We start from the raw sequence: 23,107 nt of genomic DNA on the forward strand, positions 1-23,107 counted from the left end.
CCCGCGGGACTCCGGCCTTCGCGATGTCATCACGCTCATGCGCTCTCCAGCACGAGCAGACCGCGCTTGACCTCGCCGTCCGGGCGCGCCGGCGGCTCGCGTCGGGTCTCGACCCGCGCGGGGTTGTCGATCCAGCACCGCACCTTGCGATAGGGCACCGGCGGGAGCGGGCGGCGCCGGGCCTCGTAGCCCGACGCCTCGGCGGGCTCGAAATCCCGGAGCAGGACATGGGCGTTGGTGCCGCCGAAGCCGAACGCGCTGACGCCGGCGCGCCGCACCCCGTGCCGCGGCGCCCAGGGGCGCAGCTCCGTGCTCGGGAAGAACGGGGATGTCTTGAACGAGAACCTCGGATTCGGCTCGTCGCAATGTCGGGTCGGAGGGATGCTCCGGTGCGACAGCGACAGAACGGTCTTGATGAGCCCTGCGATCCCCGAGGCGAGCAGCAGGTGACCGATGTTCGTCTTCACGCTGCCGACGGCGCAGAACTGCACCTCGTCCGTGCTGCGTCGGAAGACGCTCGTCAGCCCCTTCAGCTCGATGGGATCGCCGATCATGGTCGCTGTCCCATGGGCCTCGATGTAGGAGACCGTCTTCGCCTCGACGCCCGCCTTGTCCAGGGCCTCCTGCACGACGAGCTCCTGCGCCTGCATGTTGGGGGTCGTCAATCCCATGGTGTGGCCATCGTTGTTGACCGCGGTCGCCTCCAGGATCGCGTAGATGCGATCGCCGTCGGCCAGGGCGCGCGCCAGCGGCTTGAGGAGGACCGCGCCGGCGCCCTCTCCGGGTACGAAGCCGTTGGCCTTGACGTCGAAGGTACGGCACCTGCCGTCCGGGGAGAGCGCCTTGGCCGCGCTCAGCTTGAGGTACGGGATCTCATCGAGGAGGAGATCGACGCCCCCCGCGAGCGCCGCCTCGCACTCCCCCGAGAGCAGGCTCTGGCAGGCCAGGTGGACGCTGGTCAGCGAGGAGGAGCACGCCGTGTCGACGACCAGGTTCGGCCCCCGGAGGTTGAAGAAATGCGCGACATGCGCCGCGATGAAGTTTTGATTGACGCTCGCGGCGGTGCTCCTCGTGGGTTCCTGGATTCGAGAGGCGTAGTTGCTCGTCCCGGATCCGACGAAGACCCCCACCCTCCTGCCCCAGAGATCCGCGCGCTCGTGGCCGGCGTCGCGCAGCGCCTGCTCGCTGCACTCCAGGAATACGCGGGTCAGCGGGTCGATCTCTCTGGCGTCCTCGGCCGGGATCTCGAAGTGGACCGGATCGAAGAGCTCGATGCCCTCGACGAAGCCGCCCCATTTGCTGATGCTCTTGCCCTGCTCGTAGGCAGGCCGGTAGAGCGCCTCCGCATCCCACCGCGCGCGCGGCACCTCGGTGATGCTGGACCGGCCGAGGCGCAGGTTGTCCCAGAACGCCTCCTTGCTCTCGGCGCCGGGGAAGCGACAAGCGACGCCGACGACGGCGATCGCGCGCACGTCGAGGCTCGCCGCCGTCGCTTCGCGACCGGCCCCCGTCCCACGAGCCGCCGTCTCTCCAGCGCCCTGCGAGGCCTCCGGGCCGTGGGGATGCGCCGCGCCGTTCGAGAGGCTCGAGCGCGGCGGGGCCGCCGGCGGCTCTCCCGGGGCGCCGGCTCCGGACGCGCCGCGCGGAGCGCTCGCGACGCCGTTGGTCAATGATGTGCCCTGGCGAGCGAGATAGGCCCTGATCCCGTCACCGTAGGTCTCACCGAGAAAGCGGCTCAAGGAATCCAGCGTGGGGTTCTCGAGGATGACGGACGGCTCGACGGCCTCGCCCGTCAAGACCTCCATCTTCGTCACGAGGCCCGCGATGACGATCGAGTCGACGCCATAGTCGCCGAAGTTCACCTCTCCGCGGATGGTCGCCGCGTCGATCATCAGCTCGCGCGAGAAGAGCGCCAGCAAGAGGGCCCTTGTCGCGGCGTGCTCGCCCGGGCCCCCGGCCGGCGTCGCCGCGGCAGACTTCGCCGTGACCTCCCTCGCGGGCGCGCCGTCGGGCCTGACGAGCAGCAGGCGGCTGGGATCGAACCGGCTCCGGTCGATCACGCCGGCGAACACGCTCGTCGCGCCGCGGTGGTGAAGCGCCGCCTCGAGCAGCGCGAGGCCGTCCTCCGTCCCGTGCGCGGTGAAGCCCAGCCCCGTGTACCTCGGGTGGTTCACCGCGCCCATCCCCGTGTCCCGCCAGCTCGGCCAGTCCACCGCGAGGTAGCGCGTCCGCCCGCGCGGCTCGTGGTAGGCGGCGAACGCGTCGAGGAACGCGTTTGCGCTCGCGTAATCGCTCAACCCCACGCCGAGCGCCGGGACGAGCGCCGACACGGACCCGTACAGGACGAAGAACTCCGGCTCGTCGTGGCGCACGAGATCGTGCAGCACCATGAGCCCTTCGATCTTGGGCTCCCAGACACGCCGCATGGACGCGATGTCCTTATCGACGAACGACGGCGTGCGGTGGGAGACCACGCCTGCGCAGTGGAGGACGCCCGCGATGGGCCCCAGGCGCCGCCGGAGCACGTCGAAGAAGCCTGCGAGGCGCTCCCGCTCGACAAGGGCGCCCTGAAACAGCGCCACCTCCGCCCCGAGCGCCTCGAGCTCGCTCACGCGGCGCACCCGCTGCACGAGCGCGGGCTCGACGTCCGGCGACGCGAGGAGCCCGGGCCAGCGCTCGCGCTCGGGCAGCGGCGTCGCGCCGAGCAGCGCGAGCCGGCGGGCCCCCTTGTGGACGAGCGCCTTTGCGGCCTCGAAGCCCAGCCCCCCGGTGCCGCCCGTGATCACGTAGACGCGCTCGGCGTCCACGCGGAAGGGCCCGAGCGTGTTCGCGCCGAGCCGGCTCGGCGCCACGGCCCCGGCAGGGATCTCGTGGAGCCGCGGGAGATGGCGTGTCCCTCTCCGATAGCAGATCTCACCCACCGCCGCGTCGGTCGAGGCCTCGCGGATCGCGATGTCGAGCAACGCCTCGGCGGCCTCGATCCCGAGGTCCACGTCGATCGTCGCCGCACGGGCTCGCGTGTGCTCGGCGCCCAGCATCCGGACGAGGCCGGCCATGCGGGCGCCCGCCAGGGTGGGTCGATCGTTCTCGAAGGGCACGAGCCCGCGGGTGACGTGGAGGATCCGCAACGGGGCGCGGCTGTCGTGCCGGAGCAGGCCCTGCAGGATCGCGATACGGGCCCCGTCCCCGGACGGAGCCTCCTTCGGCTCCGCATGGATATCGGCGAGATCGAGCAGCCCGTCGATGGGCGCGTGCTCGGCGAGGATCTCGGAGATCCGGCGGGCCCCGTCGGTGGGATCGTCGAGATCGATCTCGTATTCCCATCTCGTGATCTTCGGCAGGGCGCTGTGCCCCCTGATCACGATCCACCGGACGTGGGGCTGGGATCCGAGCTCCTTGAGGACCTCGATCGCGCCCTCGGTACCGAGGACCAGAAGCCAGGTCTGAGGCGCGGCGCCCGGCGACGGCAGCGCCAGCGGCGCGGGGCTCCAGCGCTTCTCGATGAGGACGCGGTCTACGCCCGTGGAGGGGGCCCCGCCCGTCGAAGGGGCCGGCAGCTTCGCGCGCGGGACCGGCGCGCGCGCAGCGTCGGTGGGCTCGGCCGACGTCGCGCGAACGGTCGGCTCCGGCAGCGGCGGCGACACCTCCGCAGCGAACCAGTGCCGCTGGCGGGCGAACGGATACGTCGGGATCGGGACCCGTCTCCTGGGCTTGCCGCGATGGAGCGCAGTCCAGTCGACCTCTGCGCCCCTCGCCCAGAGCGCCGCCAGCTTCGCGAGCCTTCCGCCCTCGATCAGGACGGCCAGGTAGGCCTGGTCGTCGTCGTCCTGCCCGAAGGAGAGCGCTGCTGCGCGGCGGTCGGCCGCGCGCCCGGTCACCACCGCCTCCGGGGCGGCCCCGTCCAGGTAGGCGCCCAGCAGCGCGCTCGCCTCTGCGCAGGATCGCGCCACGAACGAGAGCCTCGCTTCCATGGCGTCCCTGCCGACCTGCAGCACATGCGCCACCTCGGACAGCGTCGGTGGCGCCCCCGCGTGTCCGCCTCGCCCGGAGCCCAGGAAATCCCTGAGCGCACCTGCGTACTCCCGCAATCGCTCCTCGTCCCTGGCCGACAGCACGACGATCTCGGGCGTGTCCTCCGCCCTGCCGGGCAGCGGCGTCACGTGCTCTTCGAGGATCACGTGCGCGTTGGCTCCGCCGAAACCGAAGGAGCTGATCCCTGCCCTCCGCGGAGCAGGAGCGCCGTCGCTGTCCACCGTGGGCTCCCACGGCTGTGCCTCGGTGACGATATAGAACGGGCTGCCGCTCAGATCGATGTACGGGTTGAGGGCCTGGAAGTGGAGCGTCGGCGGCAGGATCCGGTGCTTCATCGCCAGCAGCACCTTGATGAGGCCTGCCATCCCCGCCGCGGACTCGAGGTGGCCGATGTTGGTCTTGACCGTGCCCAGCCCGCAGGTGCCTCCTGGCGCCGGGCGCGCTCCCCGCTGCTCGAACAGCCGGGAGAACCCCTGCTTCAGCGCCTCGATCTCGATCGGATCGCCGAGCGCCGTCCCGGTCCCGTGCGCCTCGATGTACGAGACCGTCTCCGGCGGGACGCCCGCGCGCTCATAGGCCGTCACGAGCAGGTCCGCCTGGGCTCTCGGGTTCGGCGCGGTCAGCGAGTTCGCTCGACCGCCATGGTTGACGGCGGATCCCTTGATCACCGAGTAGACGAAATCGCCGTCTTCGAGCGCCTTGCGCAGCGGCTTCACGACGATCGCGCCGGCGCCCTCGCCGCGCACGTACCCATCGGCGCTGCGATCGAACGTCTTGCAGCGCCCGTCTGCCGCCAGCATGCCCGCCTTGTCGAAGGAGGCGAACATCGTCGGAGAGAGCAGGACGTTGACCCCGCCGACGATCGCCATGTCGCAGTCGCCGCTCCGGATGGCGCTCACGGCGCGATGGACCGCGACGAGCGCGCTGGAACAGGCGGTGTCGATCGGCTCGCTCGGCCCGTGGAGGTCGAGCAGGTAGGACAGCCTGTTCGGGACGACGCTGTGCACGTTGCCGGTCGAGGTGTGGGGGACGACCTCGGCGCCGCTCCGCAGGATGAGCTCGAGGTAGTCGTGCAGGGTAACCCCCACGAACACGCCCGTCCGTGAGCCGGCCAGGGAGCTGGGCGCATAACCGGCGTCCTCGATGGCGTGCCAGGCGACCTCCAGGAAGAGCCGCTGCTGCGGATCCATCAGGCTCGCTTCCCGGGGAGATATCTTGAAGAACAGGGCGTCGAACGCGTCCACGTCGTCGATGAACCCGCCCCGTGTGCCGGGCGCCGCGCCGGCCTCTTCGCGAAAGCCATGCCGGCTCCGCCGCTCTGCCGGCATCTCCCGGACGAGATCCCGACCCGACACGAGGTGCTCCCAGAAACGCTCGAGGGTCGCTGCCCCAGGGAAGCGGCCCGCGACGCCGACGATGGCGATCGGCTCCAGGGCGGAGGGGGCTGGGGCTGCGGCGGGCCTGTCGATGGCCGCTGGCACCGGCGGCGGCGCCGGCGCCGCCGGTCGAGCCTCCGGCCCGACAGAAGCGTCCGTCGCAGCGACAGGGGCGCGCGGAGGGCCGCTCGGCGCGCTCCCGGTCTCCCCGACGTCCCCGGGCTCCACGCGGTGCGGCGCGGGCCGGGCCGTGCCGCCCTTGGTCGCAGGAGCTGCCGGATCGCCCTCGGCCGCCGCGTCCCTGTCGCGCTCGAAGCGCGCCGCGAAGGCGTCACGGTGCCTGGAGAGCAGCGACCGGACCAGGCCGCCGATGCTGGGGTTCTCGAAGAAGACGACCGGCGTCAAAGAGAGCTCGAACGTCCCATTGATGGCGTTCGCCAGCTCGGTCAGCGCGATCGAGTCGAAGCCGTAGTCGCTCATGTCGTCTTCGATATCGAAGTCCTCCGCTCGGACCTTGAGCAGCGCGGAGGCCTTCGCCACCACGAAGGCGCTCAGTCTGGCGGAGAGCTCCTGGGTCTCCAGGCCCGGCCTCCCGGCCGCCCGCGGGGGCCTTGGCGCGGCCGGCGGCGGCGCATCGCCCCGCTCGGCGTGTCCGGCGTCCAGCGCGCGCTCGAACGCCCGCGGATCCCCGGTCATCACGGCGACCTGAGGCACGCCCGCGCACAGGGCGTCCTCGAAGGCCAGGAGCCCCGCGGCGGTCGGCAGCGGCTGCATCCCCGTGGTCTTCGCGGTGAGCTCGACGAGCTCGCGCCCCACGCGCATCCCCCCCTCGGCCCAGTAGGGCCAGTTCACCGAGAGCGTCCTGCCGTTGCGCCGGCCGCCTTCGACGAGCGCCGCGCGCCGCTCCGCGAAGGCGTCGAGGAAGCGGTTGGCGGCGGCGTAGTCGGCCTGCCCGGCGCTGCCCAGGAGCGAGGCTGTCGACGAGCACAGCAGGAAGAAATCGAGCGGCTCGCCCGCGGTGACCTGGTCGAGCACCCAGGTGCCGAGGACCTTGGGGGCGAGCACGCGCTCGAACGACGCCATCGATTTGTGGATGAGGGTCGCGTCCTCGACGACACCGGCGGCGTGAATCACGCCGTGCAGCCCTCCGAGCTGCGCCCGGACCTGCGCGACGACCCGCTCCATGTCCGCCGTGCGGGTGACATCGCCCTGCAGGTAGACGCATCTTGCGCCGAGCGCCTCGATCTCGCCGATCGCTCCCCGCTGCGCCTCCCCGAGCTCCGAGCGCCCTGTCAGGACCACGGTTGCCGCGACCCGCGCAGCGAGGTGCCTCGCGAAGATCAGCCCGAGGCCCCCCGCGCCGCCCGTGATGAGGTAGACGCCGTGACGCCTGAGCGCCACGTCACTCCCTCGCGGCCTCTGCGGCGGCGCCGGGACGACCCGGCGCACCCAGCGCTCCTCGCCGTCGTAACGCACCTCGACGAGCCGCTCTCGGTCGATCTCCCGGAGCAGGGTCGCCGGTCCGGGCGGGGCCGCTCCGGCGAGGTGGAGGGTCTTGAACCGGATGCGGGTCGTCTCGTGCGACATCGCCCGCGCGAAGCCGGCGACCGCGGCGCCGAACGGGTCCTCCTGCGCATCGCCGCACAAGGACAGGACCTGGACGTCCTCCGCGCGCCCGGAGCGCAGGAGTGCCCGGACGACCTGAGCGACCGAGGAGAGCCGCATCTCCACGGCCCGCGCGATCTCGGCCTCGATCGCGCCGGAACCGTCGCTCGGGACGGGCGACCGCCTCCCCCAGCCGTGCAGCACCACCAGAGGGCCCCTGGCGCCGATGGCTTCCAGCAGCTCGACGTAATCGCGCTCCACGTCCGGGCGGACGCGGTATCGGCGGTCGGACTCCGCCGCAAAGGAGGTGCCGGGCAGCGCAAGGAACGAGCGGCTCGGGTCGATCGACCGCTCTTCCAGCAGAGCGCGCCCGAAGGCCGTGAAGCACGCGTCGTCGCTGTCGAGCACGAGCAGCGTCGTCCCCTGCGGGACGCGCTCCGCCGCGGGCAGCGCCGCGCGGTCCCAGCGCGGGTGGTAGGTGTGGACGACCGGCTCGGAGACGGGCGCCCTCGAACGCTGGACGCGCAGCGTCAGCTCCCTCAGCTCGACCGCGATCTGGCCCGCCTCGTCGAGGAGCCGGAGATGGCAGACGACCATCTGGTCGTCCACGCGGTCGAAACGGACGTGGACGTAGCACTGCCTCCCGGGCGCGCTGAAGAGGGCGAGCTCTCCGAGCGTGAACGGCAGGTACGTCGCGCCGGAGTCCAGGCTGGCGATGGCGGTCTGAAGGGCGCCGTCCAGGAGCGAGGGGTGGAGGCCAAAGGCGTCGGCGTTCCCCTCGACGTCCGCTGTCATGGCGAGGCGCGACAGGGCCTCGCCCTGCCCGCTCAGGTGCTCCTGGATCACCTGGAATGCAGGTCCGTAATGGAAGGCCTGAGAGGCGAGGCGCTCGTAGATCTCCTCGCGGCGCATGAGCCGATCGCATCGCGCCCGGATCGCGGCCACGTCCTCCGGCGCGGAGCGCACGAGGGTCGCCTGATCCTCGTAGGCCAGCCGCATCTGCGCGTGCACGACCTCCGGAGCGCCGGCCGGGCTCGTCGTGACGACCGCGTCCACCCCGCCCCCGGCCGGACGCAGCGTGATGACGACCTCGATCGGCGCTTCCTCGACCGCGATCGGCCGCGTCCAGACGGCGCTCCGGATCGCGCGGACGGCGACCCCGGGACGCGCCGCCGCCGCAGCCGCCCGCGCCATCTCCAGGTACACGACGCCGGGCAGGATCTTCCGGCGCCCGACGACGTGGTCGCGCAAGTAGAAGCTCGCGCCGTCGAGCCGCTTCGCGAAGCGCACGTCCCCGAGCATCGTGACCGTCCGATCGAGGAGCGGGTGCGCGTGCTGGCGAGCGTCGCTGACCTCGGCCGCCGCGGACGTCTCGACGACCTGCGTGGCCTCGGGGAGCCAGTGGCGGATCTCCGCGAAGGGGTAGGTCGGCAGCGATACCCTCCTCCGTGCGCGCCCCGCATGCAGCGGCGCCCAGGGGAGCTCGACCCCTTGCACCCAGAACCTGGCGAGCTTGACCAGGTGGCCGCCCTTCACCAGCGCGCGAAGAAACCCGAGCGCCTCCTCCCCCTCGGCGAGCAGGTCCGAGAGCCCGCCGGTCGCCTTCGTATTGCCCGTGAACACGTCCGCGACATCGAGCTCGCCCTCGAGCACCCGGCGCAGCTTGTCGCGCAGATCTCCCTTGTCCTGCGCGATGACCGCGATGCGTTCGTCCATCGCCTCGCGCCCGATCTGGAGCGTATAGGCGATATCGCCGAGCGCCGGCGACAGCGAAGGGCCGGCCTCGCGATCCCGCCCGAGGAAGCTGTGGAGCCGCTCCACGTAGGCCCGCAGACGCTCCTTGTTCCGGGCGGAGAGGACGATCAGCTCGGGGCCCGCGCCAGACGCCTCTGCGGGCGTGTCCTGGCCGCGGTACTCCTCCAGCACCAGGTGGGCGTTGACCCCTCCGGCGCCGAACGAGCTGAGCCCCGCCCTGCGCGGCGCCTCCACGGTCGCCTCGCCCTCCGCGACCCGGGGCCGCTTCCACTCGCCCAGCGCTCGCTGCACATAGAAAGGAGAACCCTCGAAATCGATGTACGGGTTCAGCGACCCGGCGTTCAGCGAGGGGGCGATCTGGCCGTGCCGGAGCTGAGCCAGGATCTTTGTCAGGCCCGCGATGGCAGCCGCCGGCTCCAGGTGCCCGATGTTCGGCTTCAGGCTTCCGACAGCGCAGAACTGCTTGTCTCCGGTGCTGGCCCGGAATGCGGTCGTGAGCCCGCGGATCTCGATCGGATCTCCGAGCGGCGTCCCGGTCCCATGGGCCTCGATGTAGCTCACCGAGCGAGGATCGATGGCTGCCATCTCGAGCGCCTTGCGCACCAGCGCGGCCTGGGCGCCCGGGCTGGGTACGGTGAACGCGCTGGTCCTGCCGCCGGAGTTGACCCAGCTCCCCTTGATGACGGCATGGATGGTGTCGCCGTCGCGCTCGGCCTGCTCCAGCGGCTTGAGGAGCGCGGCCCCTGCGCCCTCTCCCATGACGAAGCCCTGCGCGTCCTGCCCGAACGCGCGACACAGGGCGTCGCGCGACAGCATGTTCATCTGCGAATACTGGACATGGCGGTAGGGGTGCAGGATGAGGTTGACGCCGCCGGCGATCGCCGCGCTGCAGGCCCCCGTCCGGATCGCCTCGCAGGCGAGGTGGAGGGCCACCCCCGAGGCAGAACAGGCGGTGTCGACGGAGAGGCTCGGCCCGTTGAGGTCGAAGAAGTACGAGACGCGGTTGGCGACCTGGTAGTTCTCGGCGTAGGCATGGGGGCTCTGGCCGGTGAGCGCCGCCGCGGCGCTGAAGAGCTGGTAGTTGTTGGCCATCACGCCCACGTAGACGCCGACGTCGCGCCCGAGGGTCGAGCGCGTGTAGCCCGCGTCCTCGACGGCCTCGTACGCGACCTCCAGGAAGATCCGCTGTTGCGGATCCATGAGCTCCGCGTCTCTCGGGGAGATGCTGAAGAAGAGAGAGTCGAAACGATCGACGCCTTCGACGAACCCTCCCCATTTCGTGTAGCTCTTGTCGCGCCGCTGCCCGCTCGGGTCGTAGTGGCGGCGATGATCCCAGCGGTCCCGGGGGATCTCGGAGACACAGCTCTTGCCGTCGCGGAGGTTCTCCCAGAGCTCCTGCGGGCTGCGGGCGCCGGGGTACCGGCCGGCGATCCCCACGACGGCGATGTCGCGCGGGCGGCGCGGGAGCGCGAGGCTCGGCGCGACGCGCGCGGCGGGCTCCGCCCGCGGCCCGACCGGGCGAGCGGGCGCCGGAAGCTCTGCCGGGACGGCCCGGGGCGACGCGCGCCCCAGCTTGCGCTCGAGCTCGGCCCGGTGCTCGGCCAGGAGGTAGCGAGCGAGGCTGCCCAGGGTCTTGTGCTCGAAGAGCAAGGTCTTCGGCACGGCGCCGAGCTCCTCCTCGAGGCTCACCGTGATCTCGATGATGGCGAAGGACGTCAGCCCGAGGGAGTCGAACGGCGCGTCGGGGGTCAGGCGACGACGCGGCAGCGCGAGGTGCCGAGCGAACACGTCCACGAGCAGCGCGACGGCCGCGCGCAAGAGCGCGTCCTCATCGGCCGGCGTACCCGCCTCGGGCGGCGTCACCGGAGCCGCGGGAGCGGCGTCCGCCGCCCCGGCGCGCTCGGCGCCGGCTTCCTGATCGGCCTCGACCGCGGAGCGCGTCGCCCGAGCGCGGATCCGATCGTGGATGGCCTGAGCCTCGCTGAGCTCGCTAGCGATACGCGCGAGCCGCGCTCGCGGGACCGCTCCTGCCGGCGCCTTGCTGGCCTTCTCCCGGGTGCCGCCCTCGTCGTGGTCGGCGACGCGGCCGTCGTCCGCGGCCCGCGGCGCGAAGACGATCGAGGCGGCATACGAGGAGGGCAGTCGGAACACGACACGTTCCCCCTCGGTGTACCTGCAGGCCGCGCCGACAGCCTCGAGGAAGCCCAGGGCAGGCTGGTTCTTGGCCGTGGCGAGGTAGATCGCGTCGACCAGCGGCAATCCCTCGGCCTGGGCGAGCCCGCCGAGGTGGGCGAGCATGGCGTGCTCCACGCCGCGGCCGAGGACACGGCAGCTCAGCAGGAAGGTATCGACGACGAGCCGATCGGCCTCACGGTGCGCGATCGTCACCCCGACGAGCCCGTGCTCCCCGAACCGGTCGCTGACGTGCGTGACCCAGCACCGGTGCGTGCCCGCCTCGAGCAGAGCTCGGAGCTCCGCCTCCGACCGGCGGATCGTCGAGAAATTGAACTGATTGGTTCGTTGGGTCAGCTGCGCGGCCCGCGGCAGCTCGGCCGGACCCACCTCGGCGATACGGACATCCAGGTTGAGCCGCTCGATGAACTCGTGGAAGCTGCTCGACGACCGCTCGAGCGCCTGCCGCTCCCTGTTCTGCCGGTAGAGGAGCGTCCGCGTCCGGTCCTCTTCCGTCACGAGGAGCCGATCGAACGCCCAGACGTGCTCCAGGAAGGCCGGGATCCTGGCCGGCTCCTTCGGAAGGCAAAGGGCGAGCACCTCCGGGCACGCAGCCTCGACCTCCGCGACCTCGACCGGGTTGTCGTCGATGAAGACGAAGCTGTCGAGCCCGAGGTTGAGCTCCCTGGCGAGAGACCGCAGGTTCTCGGACTTGGGCTGCCAGTTGATCCGGTGCGCCGTGATGTGATCGAGCGTGAGCGGCATGTCGCGCCGCTCGGCGAAGACCTTGATGACGTCCTCTTCGACGTTCTTGCTGCAGAGGCAGAGCAGCATGCCCTGCGACTGCTGCTGGATCGCCGCCTCCTGCAGCGCGCGGAACGCCGGGCCGATCTCGACGCCGCCCGGGCCATCTTCGCCGCAAACGCCCTTCCACAGGGTGTTGTCGCAGTCGAGCACGAGCACCTTGGACGGGGGCGCGACGAGGCTGTGCAGCATGCGGGCGACGAGGGTGCCGAGCACGCTGAAATAGCGGGGAGTATAGGGGATATGCCCCATCTCGTCCCGCGTCTCGTCGTGGTAGTTGGCGAGCGGATAGGCGTGGGCGTAGCTCGACGCGCGGACGAGGTGGACACCGGCGATGCCCTGGACGCCGCGCTCCAGCAAAGCCTCCATCTCGCGCAGGAGGGCGGCGTGGCCGTCGCGGATCAGCAGCGCGGGCGACGGGGGGCAGAGGAGGACGAGCAGCGGCGGCGCGCCCCGCGACGTGTGATCCCGGAGCGCAGCGATCAGCTCCTCGACCGTCTGCCCGAGCTTCTCCTCGAGCTCCGCGAGCGGGCGATCGAGCGCGCGGCGAGCGCCCTCGTCCTCGTGATCGCCGTACCGGAGCCAGTCCTCGACGCGGATCAGCGCGAGGTTGACGCCGCCCGCGTTGCCGTGGAACAGGCTCGATGGAGCGAGCAGCTCCTGGAAGAGCTGGTTGTAGGGGCCGAACTGCACGGCGAGCTCGAGGCCGAGCTCCTCGCTCCAGAACTCGAGGCTTTGCCGCAGCGGCTCTGCGGTGAAGGTCGCAGCGATCGCCAGCGTCCGCGCGCGGCCAGGAGAAGGAGGAGGGCGGCCTCGCCCCGACGCCTCGGCCTCGCCCCGGCCCTCGACGTCGACGGGCGCTGCTGCGGCCGGCGCGCCGGCCGGAGCGAACTCCTCCAGGACGACCATCTCGCCGCGGGGGCGCTCGCCGAAGAGACGCCGCACGATGCTCGCCGCCACCACCTCGGGCTCCAGCGGCTCCTCCCTGGCCAGCGTGGTCTGGGTGAGATCGGTCCGCAGCCGCGGCGGGCGCGCGACGAGGAAGCCGACATCAGGGTACTGGAGCGCGGCGGTCCGGGTGAGCCCCTCGACAGCGCACTTGGCGCTCACGTAATGTGGCCACTCGGCGAGCGGGCTCCGCACCGCCGCCGACGACAGCACCACCGCCCAGCCGCCGTGTCGGCCCACGAGCGCGAGGAAGCACGACAGCGGTGCTTCCACCAGGGCGAGGCTCTGCTCGACGTACCCGGCGACCCGAGCGCCCGGCCCGGGCTCGAGCCAGAGCGGCTGAATCGGCAAGCAAGCGCTGCAGATCAGGAAGTCGAGGCGGCCGTGACGTTCGAGGATCTCGGCGCGCGTCCGGTGACACCACGCCGGGTCTCCACCGTCGCCCTGGATCGGACGAACGCCGGCAGACTCACCGCCGAGCGAGGCCGCGACCGCCTCGGCCTCGTTGCGGCTCTGCAGATAGCCGAAGTACACCGTGCACCCCTGGCGCGAGAGCGCGTGAACCAGCGCCGCACCGAGGCCTCGGCTGCCGCCGATCACCAGCGCCACCTTGCCCGTGAGCGCCCGGGAGTCGGGGAGCAGGCGGGCCATCGCCGCGACCGACACGGGCGGCGCCTCGGGGCGTACGAAGGCGCTCAGGCTCATCCGGGCCATGACCCCGGCGCTCGTCGAGACGGCGGCACGCAGCTGGACGAGGCCGAACTGCGGCTCGACGGACTTGACCTCGGCGCGGTAGCGCAAAGCCGCATCGCCGGTGACAGCGGACGTCTCGAGCTCGGCCTCGAGCCGGGAGAACAAGGAGCGTCGGCCCGGCAACTCCATACCGACCAGGTAGCTGGTCCAGGCGAGCGCCGCGGCCTGCTGCGCGTCCACGCCCCGCTCGCCGAGGCGAAGCTGCTCCCAGAGCGCCAAGAGCTCCGCCCACCGCGGCGCGTACGCGCCGTCCAGCGCCTGCCCCTGGTGGATCGCATCGATCCCGAGCTCTGCCGGCCCCGCGCGCCACCCGACCGGCTCCGCGTCCCCGGGCGGCTGCGCCCGCTCCCCTGCGCTGAATCGCGCCGCGAGGCCGAGGAGCTGCCTCCTGCCGTCGACGATCGACAAGGTGAGCGCTTCGGGCGAGTCGTCCTCGATGACGACCTCGTACGATCGATCCAGGAAGACGGGGTTCACGAAGCGCAGCTCCAGCCGGCCGAGGCGACGCCCGCTCCGCTCGGAGGAGCAGCCCAGCGCGGCGAGCGCGCACAGCACCCCGTGCGCGATGCGCGCTCCGTACGGCGTCCTGCGGGCATACGACGCCGACAGGTGCAGCGGATTCGTATCGCCGCTCGCGCGAGCGAAGCGCTCTACCAGAGCCTCATTGAACCGAATCTCGAGCGTCTTCACCGTGTCTTGCATACAGCGTCGCCTCGCCGGTAGCCCTGGACGGGATTCACTCTGTCACGCTGGCGGACCGGGAACGGCAGGGCGCGGCACCGCCACGGGAGCCGCCGTCACGAGGCCAGCGCGCCCTCGACCGGCTGCGCTCTCATGGTGCTTTGCTGGATCTGCTTGAACAGCCCGGACAGCACGCGCCCCGGTCCGACCTCGTGGAATTCGGGCGAAGGGTGCCCCAGCAGGTACTGCACGCTTTGCGTCCATCGCACCGGGTGCGTGATGTGCTTGGCCAGCGCCTCGGCGATCTCCCCCTCTTCGTGGGGCCTGGCGCGCAGGTTCGAGATCACCGTGATCTTCAGCCGCGAGAAGTGATGGCGTGACAGGAACTCCGCGAACTGCGCCCCGGCGTCCGCCATGTAGCGCGAGTGAAAGGCCGCGCTCACCTTCAGCGGGACGACCATCCGCGCGCCCTCCCGCTCCAGGATCGGCTTGGCGGCGCGGAGGTCCTCCTGCAACCCGGAGATGACGATCTGCTCCGGGGAGTTGAAATTGGCGATATCGATCGCGCCGAGCTCGAACGTGGCGAGCACGTCCTTGATCCTCGCGGGCGCCATCCCCATCACGGCGGCCATCCCCCCGCAGGACACCTCGCCCATCAGCGCGCCGCGCATCTTGACGAGCTCGAGACCCGTGAGAAAATCGAAGGCGCCTGCCGCGAAGAGCGCATTGTACTCGCCCAGGCTGTGGCCCGCGAGGAGATCCGGCACGACCCCCGTCTCCCTCACCTTCTGCAGGTACGCGAGCGCATTGACGACGTACAGCGCCGGCTGCGTGAACCTCGTGTTGTTCAGCCGCTCGATGGGCCCTTTCAGGCATAGCTCCTCGACGGACCAACCGAGGGTGGCGTCCGCCAGCCGGATCAGGTGGGGGTACTTCGGAAACAGGTCCTTCCCCATCCCGATGGACTGAGATCCCTGCCCTGGAAAAACATAGATGGTCGTCATGAACCTCCGAGTCAAAGCTGTCGACCGCACCCCCGCGGTCAGGGTGGCTCACGCGGAGCACGTCCCGTCGAGCGCGGCGAACCGCTGGGAGAGGAGCTCTGCAGTCCTCGTCATGATAAGCTCTGCTACCTCATCGACATGGCGGTTACGCCATGACTCCATCGCCGTGCCCTTTACGTACTCGTTGAAGGCGCCCATGGCCGGACCGCACTGGATCTGGTAGTCGACCCTCTGATCCTGCGATCCCTTCATCGCCAGCCGCGTCGAGTGGACGAAGTACCACTTGAAGACCAGGGCCATCTTGTGCTTGGGATTCGCCTCTGCCTTCTGCACCTCGCCGGGCATGTGCGTCAGGTAGTAGCGTCGCGTCTCGTCCCACACCTCGGCGAAGCTGCGCTTGAAGAACTTGCTCTGGATCTGGTCGCGCGTCTTCTCGTCGATCTCGTCGAGCGATTCGCAGCGGCGGTACAGCTCGTGGAGCTTGTTCGCGCGCGCCGGGAAGAACAGCCCACGCCGCAGGACCTGCACCTTCGCCCCGATCTCGAACATGTCCCCGGCCGGCGCCAGGGTGGTATCCTGGACGCCGGCCTGCTGGAGGAGATCCTTGGCGGCGTCGCTCGTCCCGGCCTCCACCGTGCACTGGTTGATGCTGCCGGTGAGGACGAAATCGGCGCCGAGGACAAAGGCGGCCGCCGCCGCGTGCGGCGTTCCGATCCCTCCCGCGGCGCCCACGCGGATCTTCTTCTTGAATCCATATTTTCGCGCGAGCCGATCCCGGAGCATCAGCATCATCGGGATCAGCACGAACGCGACGCCCTGATCGGTGTGGCCGCCCGAGTCGGCCTCGGCGCAGAGATCGTCGGAGATCGGAACCGCCGCGGCCAGCGCCGCCTCGTCGGCCGTGATCCTGCCTGCCTCGAGCAGCTGCTTCAGGATGCGCTCCGGCGCCGGGCTCAGGAACGCCTCGGCGACCTCGGGGCGGCTGACCTTGGCGAGGATCCGATTCTCGGCGACGATCGACCCATCGGGCCGCCTGCGCAGCCCCTTGCAGCGGTACCGCACGACGCTCGGGGTCATCTGCATATAGGCAGCGGCCTCGATCCGGCGCACCCCGTACTTCAGGTACAGGTCGACGACCTCGTCCTCCTGCGCCGGCCTGTCGAGGTTGCAGAGCAGGTTGGCGCCGTACGGCGCATCCGGGCCGAGCTGCGCCTGGATGTTCCGGAGCGCCGCCTCGACACGCTCGGAGCGCAGCCCGCCCGTACCCAGGAAGCCGAGCAGGCCCGCCTTGCCCATGCGAATGACGACCGCTTCGGAAGCAATGCCCTTGTACATCGAGCCCGTGATGTAGGCGTACCTGACACCATGATCCTTCTTGAGCTCGGGACACCCCAGCGACGCGGCGGTGATCGAAGAGCCGGGGCCATGTCTGCTCGTCATCGTCCCCTTCTCCCCGAGGACAACGACGCCGGCCGCCGGAAGCGGCGGGAGATCGTGTTGCGGCGTAACCCTGGATGACGATGAAACAAAGAAGATACCATCCCTAGCATGGTTCGTTCCCGTGCGCTCTCATCCCCGTGGCCGCGCAGGGGCCGGGCTGCGGCGTTCGGCGAGTTTCCCTCTGGTTTCCCTCTAGTTTCCCTCGACGCGCCGCTTGAGCGCCGCGTTCATCGCCTCGAAGCTGCTGACAGCGCTCTGTCGCGTCTTCGCGGGAAGGAATCGCACGAGCACGCCGCTGAAGCTCTCGCCTTGCTCCACGACGACCCGGTCTGGGCCGAGCTCCCTGATGCAGAGATAGTGCTCGCTCTCGAACATCCGCGGCACCGGCAGGCCCGATGTCCACCGCAGCTCCCTGGGCTGGTCAACCGTCTTGACACGAACCTGAAACGTTGTTGAGCGCTTCCCTTCCTGCCCCACCTTCACGGTCAGCTTCGCGCCGGGGTGCGCGGCGCCGCTGACCTGTTGCAGGAATGGATTCCATTCGGCATAAGCGCCGAAATCGGCCAGCACATTCCAGACGCGCTCGGCGGACGCATCGATTTCGATTTGGGTGTGCAGACGGACGTGGCTTGATGGAAAAATCTTGTGGAGGCGGATCAAGCGCTACAACTCCCCTGCTAGACGACGGCCGGCACAGGCTCAGGACATGGGCATCCCAGCGATCCTCGCCGGCCTCGCTCGAACACACCTGGGTCCTCCAGGCCTACGTAGAGCAATCCGGCAGATCGCGTTGGATCCTGAGTGCGCCAATAGTCCGCAGCTATAATGAGCCATTGTATCCTTCACGGGTAAATGAAGTCAACCCTGATTTCGCACGGCGTGATGCGGCCGTGGGCCGGTCCTTGATTCGAGCGGTTCTCTGGCCTAGCTTTGCTAGCTTTGCTTGCGTTGAACGGTCGATCTCGGTACGGTCCGCCCGCGCCTCGGGACGGTAAAGCCGCCTGCCCGCGGCGATTCCGCGGAGCTCGGTGAAAGACCCGGCAACCATCCATGAGCCGCGTTCCCGCTTCGAGCTGCCTGGCGGCGCCGTAGCGCGAGCTGCGGCCATCGCGCGGCCCAGGCGGAGGATTCAACAGCATGATCGACGTATCGAACCTCATTTTCCGCTACCCGGGCGCCTCGGAGCCCGTGATCCGCGGCCTCTCCTTCAACGTCAAAGCGGGCTCCATTTTCGGATTTCTCGGTCCGAGCGGCGCTGGCAAGAGCACGGTCCAGAACTTGCTTATCCGCCTGCTCCGGCCGGAGAGCGGGACCGTTCGCTATGATGGAGAGGATCTCCAGAAGCTCGGCCACGACTTCTTCGGGCGCATCGGCGTCTCGTTCGAGCACCCGAACCTGTTCCCCAAGCTCACGGGCAAGGAGAACCTGACCTGCTTCGCCGGCCTCTATGCGGGACAGCACGAGGATCCCGACGTCCTGCTCGATCGGCTCGGGCTGGGCGCTGACCGGGACAAGCCCGCGGGCGCGTACTCGAAGGGCATGAAGCAGCGCCTCGTGCTGGCGCGCTCGCTTTTCCACCGACCCGATTTCCTGTTCCTGGACGAGCCGACCTCCGGGCTCGACCCGGGGACGATGCTGACGGTGCTCGATCTCCTCGAGGAGCAGCGCAAGCGCGGCGCAAGGATCCTCTTGACGACCCACGACATGGCGGTGGTCGATCGGCTCTGCGACGAGGTGGCGTTCCTGCACGACGGGAAGATCGCCGCCCAGGGGGCGCCGCGCGAGCTCAAGCTGTCTCTCGGGGAGCGGGCCGTGAAGGTGGAGCGGCGGGCGTCGGGCAAGCTGGAGAGCGAGATTTTCTTCATCGATCAAGAGGAGCAGCGGGCGAATCTCGCGCGTGTCCTGGCGAGCCCGGGCGTCGAGACGGTGCACTCCCAGGAGGCCACGCTGGCCGAGATCTTCGTGCGGCTCACCGGGCGGGGGCTCTCATGAGCGCGGCAGCTCCAGCGTTGTCCGGGGATCGACGCTCGCCGCCCCCGTCGAGGCGCCGCCCGCTGCTCACGCTGCTCGCGCTGGACGCGCGCGTCGTCCTCCGGCACCGGTTCGTGCACATCGTCGTGGCGATGGCCGTTCTCTTCGGCGGGCTGGTCGGCTTCGCGCTTCCGGAGCGCGTGGGCGGCGAAAAGCAGGCCTTCGTCTTGAGCCGCGCCCCGGTCGCCGGGGGCGCGCCGTCCGGCATTCAGCGGGTCGACGACGAGGGGGCGCTTCGCGAAGCGCTCGCCAGAGATCGGGAGGCGCTCGGCGTGGTCATCGACCGCTCGGGCGACGTTCAGGCCCTGGTGCGCGGGTACGAGAGCGCGCGCGTGCAGAGCCTCGAGGTGGCGGCGGCGCGGGTGGCCGCGAGCCGCGTGCGCGGCGACGAGGTCGAGCGCACGTACACGGTCAGCACGCTGCGCGCGCCATCTCCGACGCCGCCGTTCAATGGCACGATGCTGCCCATCTTCTATGCGGTCGACATCGCGATCATCGGCTTCCTGTTCGGCGCGGTGATGGTCCTGCAGGAGAAGACATTCGGGACGGTCCGTTTCTACCGGATCGCGCCGGGCGGGCCGCTCGTGTACATCGCGTCCAAGCTGCTCGTGAATGCGGGCCTCGCGGCGCTCGGCACGCTGGTGCTCACCGGGTTCGGGCTGCCCTCGGCCCTGCTCAACCTGCCTGCGCTCGCCCTGGTGATCGGGGCTGCGGCGGGGCTGACGCTCTTCGGCGTCGGGCTGTCGGTCTTTTTCGCGAACCTGTCGGCGTTCTTCTATCCCCTGGTGCTGGTCGGGATAGGGCTCTCGGTGCCGATGGCGGCCTATGAGCTGCCGTCGCTCGATATGCCGTTGCTCCGGCTCCTGCCCACGTACCATGTGATGTTCGGCACGCGGGAGCTCTTGTTCCCGTCGGGCAAGGAGGCCGTCGTGCTCGATGCGGCGCTCGGCATCGGCGGTTTTTTCGTGGTCGCCGCGCTCTTCGCCTATGTGGCGGTCTCGCGGCGTCTCATGCGGGAGGTGCGGTGATGTTCGGAAGGATCGCAGCCATCCTCGCGAAGGACTTCAAGGTCGGCCGGCGCGAGAGCATCATCACGTACCTCGTCATCGGTCCGTTCCTGCTTGCGATGCTGATGCGGCTGATGGTGCCGCTGATGGATGGGGTACCGCTCACGTTCGCGGTCACGCCGGATCTGTCCCCTGCCCTCCTGGCCTCGCTGAGGGACAAGGGAGAGGTCGTGGTGCTGCCGGATCGGGCGGCGGTGGTCCGACGGGTCGAGGTCATCGACGACGTGCCTGGCTTCGTTCTCAAGGACGGCGCCACGGAGATCGTGTTCGAGGGCAATGAGGCGGGGTATGTCGTGCAGCTCGCGCAGCTCGTCGCCGACGCGACCGATCTGGCCGCCGCGCCGGGGGCTCCGCAGGTCACGGTGGCGTCGCTCGGCGAGGAGCGCCCGCCGACGCGATCCATGGCGGCGTCGCTGCTCGCCTTTTCGGTGCTGCTCGTCGCGGGGCTCGCGGTGGGCTTCTCCATCCTCGACGAGAAGGAGAGCGGGACCCTGCGCGTCTACGTGGTGACGCCGTTGCGCTTCGCCGAATACCTGACGGCGAAGCTCTCGGCGGGCGCCCTGCTCGGCGTCACGCTCGCCATGACATCGACGCTGCTGGTCACCGGGATCGACGTGCCGTTCGGCCCCCTGTTACTGGCGGTCGCCGCGGCGCTCCCGGTGGGGCTCGTCCTGGGGCTCATCGTGGGGACCTTCGCGGCCAATCAGCTCGGCGCGATAGCGATGCTCAAGGGGCTCCTGTTCTTCTTCACGACGGTCCCGGTGGCGGGCTTCGTCTTGAAGGGCCCGCTCGCCTGGGTGCTCGCGCCGCTACCGAACCACTGGGCGGTGCAGGCGATCTTCGCCGCGCTCACCGGCGGGCCGCTCCTCGTGCGGGCGGCGCTCGCGTTCGGGCTGGGGCTCGTGGTGCTGATAGGGACCGTTGCGGTGATGCACCGCCGGCTCGGCTTCGCCGAGCCGAACGCCGCCGGGCTGGGGCGAGAGGCGCACCGGCCGGCGGAGGAGTGAGCGGGCTGGCGGAGGAGTGAGCGGGCTGGCGGGGGGGATCGCCAGCTCGCACCGACGCGTGGCTGGCTTGCGTGCCGACGCGCAGCCGCCTCGCCGTGGAGCAGCAGCTCCTCATCTTCTGCACCTGGCCGTCGGAGCGGCGTGGCATGTACCACCCTGCCCGCCATGGGAAAGCCCGGAGCGCTATGCGACCGGCTGAACGGCGCCGCCTTGCAGCAATCGGCGCACCACGTCGAGAGCGTCTACGCGCGGCACGCCGTCGCGAAAGGCTCGGTCTACTGCGCGAGCCCGCTGGCCCGCGTCTCGAAGCCGATGTCGAGGTGCGCGAGACGCTGAAGGTGCTCGTCGGCCTGCGGTATGGGCAGTGGAGGCTCTGCTCTCCGTCGACGATCCGGAGCTTCCTCAGCCGCTGCCTCCTGGATTCAACAGCCGGCCCGCTGTTCAAAGCCCCAGGCGTGGATGCGGACGCGAGGGCGAGCCTGGAACAGCTCGAGGAACCCGCACCGCACGACGACACGCGGCAACGTCGTGCTGCCATGCTGATGTGATCAGCCACAGCGCACGCACCGAGACCGCGGTCGAGCGGAGGGTCACCTGGGGAATCCCCTCAAATAATGCCGAAAATCTCGCGAAAGACGGCGTGCTCCCGGACGATGCGATCGAAGGCCGTCATGAGAGGCCGAAGCCAGTCCTCGCGCAGGGTGGGAATGCAGTCGTACCAGTAGAGCCCCTGGCGGTAGAGCGAATGTGTGCGGCGCTTGACGGTGTTGACCTTCAGATACCGATCGAGGCCGGCCTCCTCGCTCGCAGCGCCGAGCAGCGTCAAGAGTGCATGGGCGATGGCCGCGAGCAGCAGCAGGCGATCGCGCCGGCCGGCGTTGTGGATGTGCGTGGCGGAGAGGCCCATCCCGAAGTGGTTGTCCTTGATGTCTCGAAACGTCTCCTCGATCGTGAACCTCTTGCCGTAGAGCTTGACGATATCGCCCGCCTTGCGGCCCGAAAGCGTTGTGGCCAAACACCACGGCTCCTTCATCTTCGGCGCGTGGACAAGGACGACGGCCGGGACCTTCGCGCGGTCGGCGGTGACGCGCACCTCGCGCAGCATCGTGGCGCGGCGGCTCGTCGGCACCCACGCGCTGGCGGACCTCGCTTCCCCGGCCGCGTTCTCGACGACGATACCCCCGCGGAAGCGGATTACGAAGTCCCAGCCCATGAACTCCAAAAAGTCGTAGAGCTTGCGATCGCCGAAGCCCCGGTCGGCGAGCAGAATGACCTCGACCGTCTCGTCGATGGCCGCGTGGAGCCACTCGATGAGCTCGTATTCGTGGTCCTTCTGAGTGCCTTTCAACGCGGACTTCTTCACCGTCTTCCATGCCAGCGGCGTGGCACGACCATGCCGCGTCACAAGGTAGGCGCAGAGCGTCGTGTGATCGTCCTTCTCGAAGTCCGTCCAGTCCAACGCGACAACGATCTCTTTGCGGACCCCGATCACGAACTCTACCCACGACTTCAGGGAATGGAACACGTCGATGCCGGTATTGCCCAGCAGCCGGTCGACCTGCTTGACTCCACTCTTCGGCTTGACGTTTGCGACCTTCGCATATGCTTGGCCGATGGCATGGATGGCCAGCACCGCCGCGTGCAGGACGCCAACGACGCCGTTCGCGAGCGACAGGACGCGCATCGCGTGCAGGTCATCGCCGAACAAATTCTCGACGAAGGTCTGGATGTACTTCGGGTCGACTTTCGGGCGACTGGTCTGCGTAGATGGCGCAGGTGCGGAGTCATGTGTGGCAGGCTGATGCGCGTTCTTCGCGAAAGCCGTCATGATGTCGCTCGGACCAACGGCGCATGCGCTAGGCTCGCTGGTCGCCTCCTGCCAATATATATTCCGGTCAGCGACGACGATTTCTCACTCGCACGGCACAATTATTCGTTTCGAGGTCCATGAAGCTCAAGATTTCGATGACTCATGTCACCAATGTGTTGGCGCTCGCTGCAAACCGCGGAATTCCGGACAGCCCGAGCGCTGGGTGAGTCGTTCGTCACCCCCCAGGGTCACCGCGATCGTTTCGGGCGTGGTGGTGGCGACGAGCTGATCGGCGGAGGAAGCGGGAAGGTCACCGCCTCCGGGCGCTCGCGGCGCCCAGGGCAGGCGCAACCGCCGGCTTGGCCCAGGTCGCGGAGGAGGCGCATGCTCGGGCCCGCAGAAAGAATGAGGGCCCGGAGTTCGCCGCTCCGAGCCCTCGGTCGTTCGCGGATGGACGCGGTCGACGCCTTGTGGTGTCGCACGGTCCACCCGGCTCGGCCAACTTTCCGCTCGGTGCGGGATGGACTCCGTTCGCCAGGTTCAGTGCGCAAATCCGGCCTGCGCTCGGCTCTTTTACCTCTGTCCGCGGTGCGACCGCGGCGACTGGTACTGCGGGGCCGTG

Annotated in this window: 10 protein-coding genes; 5 read left to right on the forward strand and 5 right to left on the reverse strand. The window is 69.8% G+C overall.

All coding sequences use genetic code 11. The annotated features are described in order from the left end of the window. Positions 1-35: 35 nt before the first annotated feature. From WMF17_RS21455 to WMF17_RS21470, 4 genes are all read right to left on the reverse strand, one after another. Positions 36-14,147 (reverse strand): SDR family NAD(P)-dependent oxidoreductase, encoded by a 14,112-nt coding sequence (locus WMF17_RS21455; protein WP_437650992.1) that lies wholly within the window; start codon positions 14,145-14,147, stop codon positions 36-38. 95 nt (positions 14,148-14,242) lie between these two features. Beyond that, complete coding sequence (gene fabD / locus WMF17_RS21460) at positions 14,243-15,130, reverse strand: ACP S-malonyltransferase (protein WP_437650993.1); 888 nt, start codon at positions 15,128-15,130, stop codon at positions 14,243-14,245. 48 nt (positions 15,131-15,178) lie between these two features. Beyond that, entirely contained in the window at positions 15,179-16,570 is a 1,392-nt protein-coding gene (locus WMF17_RS21465; RefSeq protein WP_437603950.1) for a PfaD family polyunsaturated fatty acid/polyketide biosynthesis protein, read from the reverse strand. Between the two features lie 192 nt (positions 16,571-16,762). Then, positions 16,763-17,230, reverse strand: coding sequence for an SRPBCC family protein (locus tag WMF17_RS21470; RefSeq protein ID WP_437650995.1), 468 nt, complete (start codon positions 17,228-17,230; stop codon positions 16,763-16,765). 477 nt (positions 17,231-17,707) lie between these two features. On the opposite strand from WMF17_RS21470, the gene WMF17_RS21475 reads away from it, so the two are divergent. The 5 genes from WMF17_RS21475 to WMF17_RS21495 all read left to right on the forward strand — a co-directional run bounded on the left by WMF17_RS21475 (position 17,708) and on the right by WMF17_RS21495 (position 21,223). Further along, complete coding sequence (locus WMF17_RS21475; RefSeq protein WP_437603952.1) at positions 17,708-18,562, forward strand: ABC transporter ATP-binding protein; 855 nt, start codon at positions 17,708-17,710, stop codon at positions 18,560-18,562. 17 nt (positions 18,563-18,579) lie between these two features. Then, a complete protein-coding gene (locus WMF17_RS21480; RefSeq protein ID WP_437603953.1) occupies positions 18,580-19,629 on the forward strand; it encodes an ABC transporter permease in 1,050 nt (349 codons plus the stop codon). Next, a complete protein-coding gene (locus WMF17_RS21485; protein WP_437603954.1) occupies positions 19,629-20,675 on the forward strand; it encodes an ABC transporter permease in 1,047 nt (348 codons plus the stop codon). Before WMF17_RS21480 ends, WMF17_RS21485 begins: the two co-directional genes overlap by 1 nt. Before the next feature lie 165 nt (positions 20,676-20,840). Then, entirely contained in the window at positions 20,841-21,011 is a 171-nt protein-coding gene (locus WMF17_RS21490; RefSeq protein WP_437650997.1) for a hypothetical protein, read from the forward strand. After that, the gene (locus WMF17_RS21495; RefSeq protein ID WP_437603956.1) at positions 20,996-21,223 is read left to right on the forward strand and encodes a hypothetical protein; all 228 of its coding nucleotides are present in this window, start codon (positions 20,996-20,998) and stop codon (positions 21,221-21,223) included. Before WMF17_RS21490 ends, WMF17_RS21495 begins: the two co-directional genes overlap by 16 nt. A 59-nt stretch (positions 21,224-21,282) precedes the next feature. Here the strand turns inward: WMF17_RS21495 and WMF17_RS21500 are convergent, their stop codons facing one another. Further along, positions 21,283-22,503 (reverse strand): IS4 family transposase, encoded by a 1,221-nt coding sequence (locus tag WMF17_RS21500; protein ID WP_437650999.1) that lies wholly within the window; start codon positions 22,501-22,503, stop codon positions 21,283-21,285. Positions 22,504-23,107 lie beyond the last annotated feature (604 nt).

The sequence above is a fragment of the Sorangium sp. So ce362 genome, from assembly GCF_051519845.1.
GTDB lineage: Bacteria > Myxococcota_A > Polyangia > Polyangiales > Polyangiaceae > Sorangium.